Annotated in this window: 6 protein-coding genes, 2 rRNA genes and 1 pseudogene; 7 read left to right on the top strand and 2 right to left on the bottom strand. The window is 64.9% G+C overall.

From position 1 onward, the window contains the following. Positions 1–358: pseudogene (locus tag AB1285_RS26100) on the top strand (argininosuccinate lyase); the annotation flags it as partial. A gap of 35 nt (positions 359–393) precedes the next feature. Here AB1285_RS26100 and AB1285_RS26095 read toward each other — a convergent pair. After that, positions 394–978, bottom strand: a complete 585-nt coding sequence (locus AB1285_RS26095; protein ID WP_370428507.1) for a DUF1349 domain-containing protein — start codon at positions 976–978, stop codon at positions 394–396. 59 nt (positions 979–1037) lie between these two features. On the opposite strand from AB1285_RS26095, the gene AB1285_RS26090 reads away from it, so the two are divergent. From AB1285_RS26090 to AB1285_RS26075, 4 genes are read left to right on the top strand one after another with little or no spacing between them, the layout of a single operon-like run. Then, positions 1038–1682, top strand: coding sequence for a SatD family protein (locus AB1285_RS26090; protein WP_187661862.1), 645 nt, complete (start codon positions 1038–1040; stop codon positions 1680–1682). Next, positions 1679–2464 (top strand): hypothetical protein, encoded by a 786-nt coding sequence (locus AB1285_RS26085; protein WP_259955164.1) that lies wholly within the window; start codon positions 1679–1681, stop codon positions 2462–2464. Before AB1285_RS26090 ends, AB1285_RS26085 begins: the two co-directional genes overlap by 4 nt. Positions 2465–2516: 52 nt before the next feature. Further along, positions 2517–3818 (top strand): tyrosine--tRNA ligase, encoded by a 1302-nt coding sequence (gene tyrS / locus AB1285_RS26080; protein WP_370428508.1) that lies wholly within the window; start codon positions 2517–2519, stop codon positions 3816–3818. Positions 3819–3830: 12 nt separating this feature from the next. Continuing rightward, positions 3831–4643 carry a DUF4184 family protein gene (locus AB1285_RS26075; RefSeq protein ID WP_268776879.1) on the top strand — a complete coding sequence of 271 codons (813 nt, stop codon included), beginning with the start codon at positions 3831–3833 and terminating at the stop codon, positions 4641–4643. Positions 4644–4652: 9 nt separating this feature from the next. On the opposite strand, the gene AB1285_RS26070 is transcribed toward AB1285_RS26075, so the two are convergent. Continuing rightward, on the bottom strand, positions 4653–5819 hold the full coding sequence (locus tag AB1285_RS26070; protein ID WP_370428509.1) for a CoA transferase: 1167 nt from the start codon (positions 5817–5819) through the stop codon (positions 4653–4655). Positions 5820–6580: 761 nt separating this feature from the next. On the opposite strand from AB1285_RS26070, the gene AB1285_RS26065 reads away from it, so the two are divergent. After that, positions 6581–8102, top strand: a 16S ribosomal RNA gene (locus tag AB1285_RS26065). Positions 8103–8514: 412 nt separating this feature from the next. After that, positions 8515–10556, top strand: a 23S ribosomal RNA gene (locus AB1285_RS26060); the annotation flags it as partial.

The raw sequence follows: 10556 nt of genomic DNA, 5'->3' as shown, positions 1-10556 counted from the left end.
GGGGATGGTCGCGACGCTGCGCTTCCACACGGAGCGCATGGCCGAGCTCGCCCCCCAGGGGTTCTCGCTGGCGACCGACGTCGCCGAGTGGCTGGTGAAGCGGCGGGTGCCGTTCCGCGATGCCCACGAGATCTCCGGAGCACTCGTGCGCGCCTGCGAGGAACAGGGGATCGGGCTGGAGGACGCCTCCGACGAGCTGCTGCTGTCGGTGTCGCCCCACCTCGTCCCCGCGGTGCGCGAGGTGCTCACGATCGAGGGATCCGTCGCGTCGCGCACGGGCGTCGGCGGCACCGCGCCCGAGCGGGTGGCCGAGCAGCGCGCGGAGCTCGTCGCCCGCGCGCAGGCCGCCGCGCACAGCGCTCGGCCTGTAGTCGTTCCGGCGGCGACCGCGCCTCAGTGCAGGTCGCCGTCGGCGGCCGAGCGCTCCCACCGGGTGAACCGGACGGTCAGGCCCTCCCGGGTGGGTGCTGCGAGGAACGGTCCTGCGGAGACGGCCGTGTCACCGGCGAAGGGAGCCACCCTGACGAGTCGCCACGGTCCGTCGTCCGCGCGGGCCCGCACGATCATCGCGTCCGCCCAGCGGCTGACCCGGACGGTGATCTCGCTCTCGCGCCAGTCGTCGACGTAGCCGACCGACCAGTCCGAGCGGCCGGCGGTCACGACGGCGCCCAGGCCGAGGTGGCCGTCGGCGAACTCGACTCCCGCCTTGATCCAGTGCTGGTCATCGGCGCGGACGAAGAGGCCCGCCTGGTCGAACTGCCCCTCCCACGGCGCGCGGAAGGCGACCTCGATCGCTTCACCGACCTCCAGCGGGGCGAGCAGTGCATGCTCGGAGTCGTGCACGAAGCCGTACGCGGTGTGACGCCAGGCATCGCTGCCCTCGATCGCGGTGGCGTCGAGATGCCCGTCGATGCGCGTCAGCGCGGGGGCGTGGGTCCAGGTGCCGTCGGTCCAGTCGATGATGCGTGAATCAGGCATATTTCCTATCTATAGCCATATGAGGCATAAACCTCGGATATTCATGTTACGGTTATCCCATGGTCATCGCCGTGATCGCCGACATCGTGGGTTCCCGAGAGCTCGGGGACCGGAGCGCCGCACAGCGTGCACTCGACGAGACCATCGCGCAGGTCGAACGCGACCGTCCGCTGGCGGTCCAGCCGCTCACGCCCACGGTAGGGGACGAGCAGCAGGGCGTCTACCGCGAGCTTCCCGACGCGCTCCTCTCCCTCCTCATGGTCCAGCTCCGGCTCCCTGAGGGCCTCGCGTTCCGCTTCGGCGTCGGCATCGGCGAGGTCCGACCGGTGGCGTCGGTGCACGGTGAGCTGGCCGACGGCCCTGGGTGGTATGCGGCGCGCGCCGCGATCGAGACCGTGCACGCCCGCGAACAGCGCGCCGTGCCGCGCACGCGCACCTGGATTGTCGGAGCCCCGGGCCAGGATGAGGTCATGGAGACCGTGATCGCCGCGTCCAACGCGTATGTCCTTGCGCGCGACGAGCTCGTCGGGGCGATGAGCACGCGCGAGCGCCACCTCACGTACGGGCGCCTGGTCGGCCGGTCCCAGCAGGAGCTCGCCGCCCAGGAGGGCATCTCCCAGCCGAGCGTGTCCAAATCGCTGCGGAGCGCGGGAGCCGCCGCTGTCATCGAGGGTGTGGCCGCGCTCCGGGGGGAGACCGCATGATCCTCGCGGGCTTCGTCCTCCTGGCCGTCGGCGCGACCGACCTCGTCCGCCAGTTCGTGCCTCGGCGGTGGATCGGCTACGTCGTGGCCGCGGCTGTGGTCCTCCTCCTCGGCATCGGCGGGGACGCGCTGCTGCCGGCCCTCCTCGGACTCGGTGCCGGAGCGCTGTGGGCCTGGAGCATGCCGGACGAGGGGCCGTCCCGTGCCGGGTTCTGGCCGGCCGTCTCGCTGGCCGCCCTCAGCATCGGCGCCGTGGTCTGGGGCGGATCGAGGAATGCCGCCGGTCTCATCGGCGAGCTCTGGACGCTCCGCTCGCCGTTCGGCGAGGTGCCGTTCGATCTGGCCGTGCTCGCGCTCGGCGCCGGTGTCTTCCTGCTCGAATCCGCCAACCTCGTCGTCCGCGCGGCTCTGGACGGCGAGCACACCTGGCGCCCCGCGGAGGTGGCGGAGCCGGTGCCTCCGGTCGTCGCATCCGCACCGACCGACCAGCCTGCGGCCGATGCCCCTGCGGTGGGGGTGATCCCCGCCGATCCCCGCCACGGCTTCAAGGGCGGGCGGCTCATCGGCCCGCTCGAACGCGTCCTCGTGATGATCCTCACCCTGGCCGCGGCGTACCCCGTGCTCGCGGCCATGCTCGCCGCCAAGGGCATCGTCCGCTTCCCGGAGATCTCCCGCGACGGGGAGACCGGGGCCCGCGCGGAGTACTTCCTCGTCGGCAGCCTCGTGAGCTGGGTCATCGGCCTCGGCGCCGCGTTCCTCGTGTGGTGGGCCGCGCACAGCTGACACCCCTCCGCGCGACGCAGCGGGGCGGTCGTCCGCTGCTAGCCTGGAGCGCGTGTCAACTCCCGCTCTGACGACCGCGCCGCAGGCGATCGACCCCACGTTCGAGAACGTGTGGGACGAGATCGTGTGGCGTGGCCTCGTCCACGTGTCCACCGACCAGGAGGCGCTGCGCGCCCTGCTCGCGGGAGATCCCGTCACGTATTACTGCGGCTTCGACCCGACGGCGCCCAGCCTGCACCTCGGGCACCTCGTCCAGCTGCTCCTGCTCCGCCGCCTCCAGCTCGCCGGGCACAAGCCGCTCGGTCTCGTCGGTGGGTCCACCGGTCTGATCGGCGACCCGCGGCCCACCGCGGAGCGCACGCTCAACACCCGCGAGACGGTGGCGGAATGGGTCGACCGTCTGCGCGGACAGGTCGAGCGCTACCTCAGCTTCGAAGGGGACAACGCCGCCCGCATGGTGAACAACCTCGACTGGACGGCGCCGCTCTCCGCGATCGATTTCCTCCGCGAGATCGGCAAGCACTACCGCGTCGGCACCATGCTGAAGAAGGACGCGGTGGCCGCGCGCCTGAACTCCGACGCCGGGATCAGCTACACCGAGTTCAGCTACCAGATCCTCCAGGGGCTCGACTTCCTCGAGCTCTACCGGCAGTACGACTGCGTGCTGCAGACGGGCGGCTCCGATCAGTGGGGCAACCTCACCAGCGGCACCGACCTCATCCACCGGGTCGAAGGGGTGTCCGTCCACGCGATCGGCACCCCGCTGATCACCAACAGCGACGGCACGAAGTTCGGCAAGAGCGAGGGCAACGCGATCTGGATCGACGCGGAGCTCACGAGCCCGTACGCGTTCTACCAGTTCTGGCTCAGCACGGCCGATGCCGACGTGATCGAGCGCCTCAAGGTGTTCACGTTCCTGACCAGGGCCGAGATCGAGGAGTACGCGGAGCTCGTGGCGACCGAGCCGTTCCGCCGTGCCGCCCAGAAGCGCCTCGCGCTCGAGGTCGTCGCGACGGTGCACGGCGTCGAGGCGACGGCGGCCGTGATCGCGGCGTCCGAGGCGCTGTTCGGGCAGGGCGACCTGACGACTCTCGACCCGGCGACCTTGCGCACGGCGCTCGACGAGCTTCCGCATGCGACGGTCGCAGCCGGAACTCCGGTCGTCGACGCCCTCGTCGCCACCGGTCTCGTGTCGAGCCTGTCGGAGGCGCGCCGCGCCATCGCGCAGGGCGGCGTCTCCCTCGATGGGGAGCGGGTGGAGGACGACTCCGCGACCGTGCAGGGCACCCTGCCCGGCGGTGTCTCGGTGCTGCGTCGCGGGAAGAAGACCCTCGCCGGCGTCTTCCTGGGCTGACCCCGGCCTCATATGCCGTTCACTCCGAGCCACGCGATCGTCGCGCTGCCGTTCGTGCGCACGCCGCTCGTCCCCGCGGCGATCGCGATCGGAGCGATGACGCCGGACATCTCGCTGTTCCTGCGCAACGTCGGCCTCAACTACGGCTTCCTGCACGATCCGGTCAACCTCGTGTGGACGACGCTGCTCGCTCTCGGGCTGTTCCTCCTCTGGCGCGTCCTGCTGCGCCCGGCGACCCTGGAACTGCTGCCGGGATGGGTGTCCGTGCGACTACCCGCCGGCTGGGGGGTGACCGGATACCGGGCGGCGATCGAGGCGCTGAGTCGCGATGACCGCCCGCGGTACGCGGGCTGGCGACCGCTGTATCCGTTCCTGCTCGTGTTCTCGACGATGCTGGGCGTGCTCTCGCATATCCTCTGGGATGCGTTCACGCACGACTCGCGGTGGGGCGTGGATCTGCTGCCCGCGCTCGCGGACTCCTGGGGTCCCTTCGACGGCTACAAGTGGCTCCAGTACGGCTCGAGTGCCCTCGGCCTGCTGGGCCTGGCGATCTGGGCTGCACTGCGGCTGCGCCGCGCGACGCCTCGAGCGGACGCGCGCCGAGTCCTTCCGACGTTCATGCGGGTCGCGTGGTGGCTCTCGCTGCCGGTGATCCTCGTGATCGCGTGGGTCGGCGGTCTGCTCGCGTTCGGACCGCTGTCCGCCGAGTTCACGGTGCAGCATCTCGCATATCGGGTGCTGCCGCCCGCCTGCGCGGTGTGGGGCGTGCTGACCCTGGTCCTCTGCGTCGTCCTGGCGGTGCGGCGGCCGCGCGCTGCGGTCTGATCCCGCGCCTCACCAGTGCGGCGCGTCCGTGCCCCACCCGTGCGGGGCATCGAACGCCAGGCCGGGGAGTGCCGGGGCGGCCGTCACGATCGTTTCCCCGTCGACGTCGAAGCGGGCCAGGTGACCGGATGCGTCCACCTCGGGGAGCGCCGACGCGCGGGGCGTCCGCGGCATCCCGAGCAAATCGGCGGCGATCCGACGCAAGGAGGTCCGCACGACTCGCGAGTGCCCGTCGCGGTGGCGGAGCAGTTGCGTGAGGGCGGCGGCGAGGAGGTAGCCGGCGCTGTGGTCCAATGCCTGAGCCGGAAGAGCGCCCGGCCGACCGCCGTCGCCCTCGATCAGTGCGATGCCGCTCTCCGCCTGGACCAGGCTGTCGAAGCCGGCGCGCTCGGGGTGAGACGTGCCCCAGGCGCTGAGCTGGGCGACGAGCAGGCCCGGATACCGTGCGGCGAGCGCGTCGGGGGAGAGGCCCAGGCGCTCCAGGGCCGCAGGACGATAGCCGAGCACGACGGCATCCGCGGTCTCCAGGAGGTCGTGCAGCGCAGCGCCTCGGGCATCGAGCAGCGCGGTGCGCTTGCCGTGACCGGTGTCGAGATGCTGCCACGGAAGCTCGGGGAGGTGCGGCGGGTCGATGCGGAGCACGTCCGCGCCGAGGAGCGCGAGGGTCCGGGTGCACACCGGACCGGCGATCACCCGCGTGAGGTCGAGGACGCGGACGCCGGCGAGGGGAGCCTGCCCCGCCGCACCGGGCGACGGGAGACGTCGGTCCTTCCCCCGTCGTCGGCCGATCGCCTCCGTGATCGCGACGTCCACGACGGGCGTCCGCCGCAGAGCCTCATCGGCCGCGCGGTCCTCAGGGCGGACGGCCACGGCGAGACCTCCGGCTTCGGAGATCCGGCGGACGGCCTCCGCGGTGTGCAGCGTCTCCAGCGTGCGGGCCACGGCCTCCGCTCCTGCCCTGTCGTCCAGGTCCAGCGCGGTGCGAAGCGCGCGCGCGTGGTGCGGGTAGTTGCCGTGTGTCCGGACCCATCCATCCGCGCTCGCCCAGAACCCGGAGAGGGGCGCCCACACGGGAGGGGGAGTGCCGCCCACCTCCAGATACCTGTCGCTCCGGTAGGCGACGGCGACGCGGACGGGGTCGACGCGCGTGAGATCGATACCCGCGGCGAGGGCCACTGCTGCGACGCTGACGAGAGCGAGATCGCCGGTCGCCGTGCGCGACGAGAGCGGGACGCCCCGAGGGCACGGAGGCCCGAGTCCGTCGGGGCCTGCGACGCGTCCCCGCCCGCCTCGATCACGACGCGGGCGAGCAGCTCAGCGGCGGAGGTGGGACGACCGGAGACCATGGCGAGATGCTACTCCCGGCCGCGAAGTGGCCGGAAACCCTGGCTGATCCGGGGGAATCAGGCGCATGAGGGCCTGCGACACGCCCGGGGGAGTGCGCCCGATTTGCCAGACCCCCGGAATCCACGTAACTTATTACTTGTTCGCCCCACAGGGAAGCGGAGAAGCCCAGAGCTTCACCCCCCTCAAGCGGAGAACCACTCCCGATCCTCTCTCACTTGAGAGATCAGACGCTTGCGTCTAGGATGGGAGATCCACCCCTTCTGCGGCTGTCACCGGCTGCGCAGCGGATCCGAGATCCGCACGGCGCGCCGATTTGACAAGCGGGTCGGGATGGCTAAGATAGAGAAGTTGCCCTGCGGGCCTGGTCGTGATGGCTGGGTCGTGGGAGCATCCGATCCTTGAGAACTCAACAGCGTGCACTTGTCAAATGCCAAATTATCCTCGTCTAGCTTTGGCTGGGTGAGAATTCCTTTGGATCAAAGACCAACCTCCTTGTGGGGTTGGCAATGGATAGTCAGCAATGATTTATCTCTTTGGTCAGCATCAAACTCGCTGCGTTCCGGTTTTTCCCGGTTCGTATGCAATTTCTTTTTACGGAGAGTTTGATCCTGGCTCAGGATGAACGCTGGCGGCGTGCTTAACACATGCAAGTCGAACGGTGAACACGGAGCTTGCTCTGTGGGATCAGTGGCGAACGGGTGAGTAACACGTGAGCAACCTGCCCCTGACTCTGGGATAAGCGCTGGAAACGGCGTCTAATACTGGATATGTGACGTGACCGCATGGTCTGCGTTTGGAAAGATTTTTCGGTTGGGGATGGGCTCGCGGCCTATCAGCTTGTTGGTGAGGTAATGGCTCACCAAGGCGTCGACGGGTAGCCGGCCTGAGAGGGTGACCGCCACACTGGGACTGAGACACGGCCCAGACTCCTACGGGAGGCAGCAGTGGGGAATATTGCACAATGGGCGAAAGCCTGATGCAGCAACGCCGCGTGAGGGATGACGGCCTTCGGGTTGTAAACCTCTTTTAGCAGGGAAGAAGCGAAAGTGACGGTACCTGCAGAAAAAGCGCCGGCTAACTACGTGCCAGCAGCCGCGGTAATACGTAGGGCGCAAGCGTTATCCGGAATTATTGGCGTAAAGAGCTCGTAGGCGGTTTGTCGCGTCTGCTGTGAAATCCCGAGGCTCAACCTCGGGCCTGCAGTGGGTACGGGCAGACTAGAGTGCGGTAGGGGAGATTGGAATTCCTGGTGTAGCGGTGGAATGCGCAGATATCAGGAGGAACACCGATGGCGAAGGCAGATCTCTGGGCCGTAACTGACGCTGAGGAGCGAAAGGGTGGGGAGCAAACAGGCTTAGATACCCTGGTAGTCCACCCCGTAAACGTTGGGAACTAGTTGTGGGGTCCATTCCACGGATTCCGTGACGCAGCTAACGCATTAAGTTCCCCGCCTGGGGAGTACGGCCGCAAGGCTAAAACTCAAAGGAATTGACGGGGACCCGCACAAGCGGCGGAGCATGCGGATTAATTCGATGCAACGCGAAGAACCTTACCAAGGCTTGACATATACGAGAACGGGCCAGAAATGGTCAACTCTTTGGACACTCGTAAACAGGTGGTGCATGGTTGTCGTCAGCTCGTGTCGTGAGATGTTGGGTTAAGTCCCGCAACGAGCGCAACCCTCGTTCTATGTTGCCAGCACGTAATGGTGGGAACTCATGGGATACTGCCGGGGTCAACTCGGAGGAAGGTGGGGATGACGTCAATCATCATGCCCCTTATGTCTTGGGCTTCACGCATGCTACAATGGCCGGTACAAAGGGCTGCAATACCGTGAGGTGGAGCGAATCCCAAAAAGCCGGTCCCAGTTCGGATTGAGGTCTGCAACTCGACCTCATGAAGTCGGAGTCGCTAGTAATCGCAGATCAGCAACGCTGCGGTGAATACGTTCCCGGGTCTTGTACACACCGCCCGTCAAGTCATGAAAGTCGGTAACACCTGAAGCCGGTGGCCTAACCCTTGTGGAGGGAGCCGTCGAAGGTGGGATCGGTAATTAGGACTAAGTCGTAACAAGGTAGCCGTACCGGAAGGTGCGGCTGGATCACCTCCTTTCTAAGGAGCATCTGACGCTTCGGCGTCCAGAACCCAGATCGAAGGCATACGTTCTTCGCTGGGAGCTCATGGGTGGAACATTTGACATGGCATCGAGATCTGATCTCGGGACTAGTACGCCGCTTCGGTGGTTGGAAGGTTCTGGGTGAGGGACCGGTGCCTGCACGCTGTTGGTCCTGAGGGACCGGATGCGGATCCTTCGGGGTCTGGTCTGAACCTCTGGACCTCTTTCTGTTTGTCCCTGTGGGGGCAGGTGGATGGGGGTTCCGCCCGTACTTTGAGAACTACACAGTGGACGCGAGCATCTTGCAGCCGGCTTTCGAGCTGGTTGCACAAGATGATCTTAAAGATCATTAGTCAATTCTGATTCCATCTTCGGATGGGGTCGAGTTTTTGATTCAAACTCATGTGATTTCAAGTCTTTAAGAGCAAACGGTGGATGCCTTGGCATCTGGAGCCGAAGAAGGACGTAGCAATCTGCGATAAGCCTCGGGGAACTGATAAGCAAGTTTTGATCCGAGGGTGTCCGAATGGGGAAACCCCGCTGGGCGGCGTGCCGACCTAGTGACTCCCGCCTGAATATATAGGGCGGGTAGAGGGAACGTGGGGAAGTGAAACATCTCAGTACCCACAGGAAGAGAAAGCAACCGCGATTCCGTTAGTAGTGGCGAGCGAAACCGGATCAGGCTAAACCGAGTGTGTGTGATATCCGGCAGGAGTTGCATATTCGGGGTTGTGGGACTCACCAGTCAGTTCTGCCGAGCTGGCGACGTTACAGAAGCGTATAGACGAACGGTCTTGAAAGGCCGTCATAGAGGGTGCCAACCCCGTAGTCGAAATGCGTGTTCTGGCGTGGAGAGTATCCCAAGTAGCACGGGGCCCGTGAAATCCCGTGTGAATCTGTCAGGACCACCTGATAAGCCTAAATACTCCCAGATGACCGATAGCGGACAAGTACCGTGAGGGAAAGGTGAAAAGTACCCCGGGAGGGGAGTGAAATAGTACCTGAAACCGTTTGCTTACAAACCGTTGGAGCACCCCTGGTAGGTGTGACAGCGTGCCTTTTGAAGAATGAGCCTGCGAGTTAGCGATATGTGGCGAGGTTAACCCGTGTGGGGTAGCCGTAGCGAAAGCGAGTCTGAATAGGGCGATTCAGTCGCATGTCCTAGACCGAAGCGAAGTGATCTATCCATGGCCAGGTTGAAGCGACGGTAAGACGTCGTGGAGGACCGAACCCACTTAGGTTGAAAACTGAGGGGATGAGCTGTGGATAGGGGTGAAAGGCCAATCAAACTTCGTGATAGCTGGTTCTCTCCGAAATGCATTTAGGTGCAGCGTTGCGTGTTTCTTGCCGGAGGTAGAGCTACTGGATGGCCGATGGGCCCTACAAGGTTACTGACGTCAGCCAAACTCCGAATGCCGGTAAGTGAGAGCGCAGCAGTGAGACTGTGGGGATAAGCTTCATAGTCGAGAGGGAAACAACCCAGACCACCAACTAAGGTCCCAAAGCGCGTGCTAAGTGGGAAAGGATGTGGAGTTGCTCTGACAACCAGGAGGTTGGCTTAGAAGCAGCCACCCTTGAAAGAGTGCGTAATAGCTCACTGGTCAAGTGATTCCGCGCCGACAATGTAACGGGGCTCAAGCACGCCACCGAAGTTGTGGCATTGACATTATTGGTAGGCCTTCGTGGTCCAGCCGTGTTGATGGGTAGGAGAGCGTCGTGTGGCCAGCGAAGCGGCGGTGGAAACCAGCCGTGGAGGCTACACGAGTGAGAATGCAGGCATGAGTAGCGAATGACGTGTGAGAAACACGTCCTCCGAAAGACCAAGGGTTCCAGGGTCAAGCTAATCTTCCCTGGGTAAGTCGGGACCTAAGGCGAGGCCGACAGGCGTAGTCGATGGACAACGGGTTGATATTCCCGTACCGGCGAAGAACCGCCCAAGCTAATCCAGTGGTGCTAAACGTCCGAGCCTTCACATCGTCACCTTCGGGTGACACCGTGGAGGGGAGCACGTGACCCCATGCTGGTGCGGTTAGCGTATTAACAGGTGTGACGCAGGAAGGTAGTCCAAGCCAGGCGATGGTTGTCCTGGTGCAAGTGCGTAGGCCGAGTCGTAGGCAAATCCGCGACTCATACAGGCTGAGACACGATGCGGATAAAAAGTGGATGATCCTATGCTGCCGAGAAAAGCATCGACGCGAGGTTCTAGCCGCCCGTACCCCAAACCGACTCAGGTGGTCAGGTAGAGAATACCAAGGAGATCGAGAGAATCGTGGTTAAGGAACTCGGCAAAATGCCCCCGTAACTTCGGGAGAAGGGGGCCTTCGACGTATTAGGACGTGCTCCGAAAGCGTTTGGAGGCCGCAGAGACTAGTGGGTAGCGACTGTTTACTAAAAACACAGGTCCGTGCCAAGTCGCAAGACGATGTATACGGACTGACGCCTGCCCGGTG

Source organism: Microbacterium sp. NRRL B-14842 (genome assembly GCF_050470785.1).
Note: the sequence above shows the minus strand (reverse complement) of the source record. Positions and strands in the feature narration are given on the sequence as shown.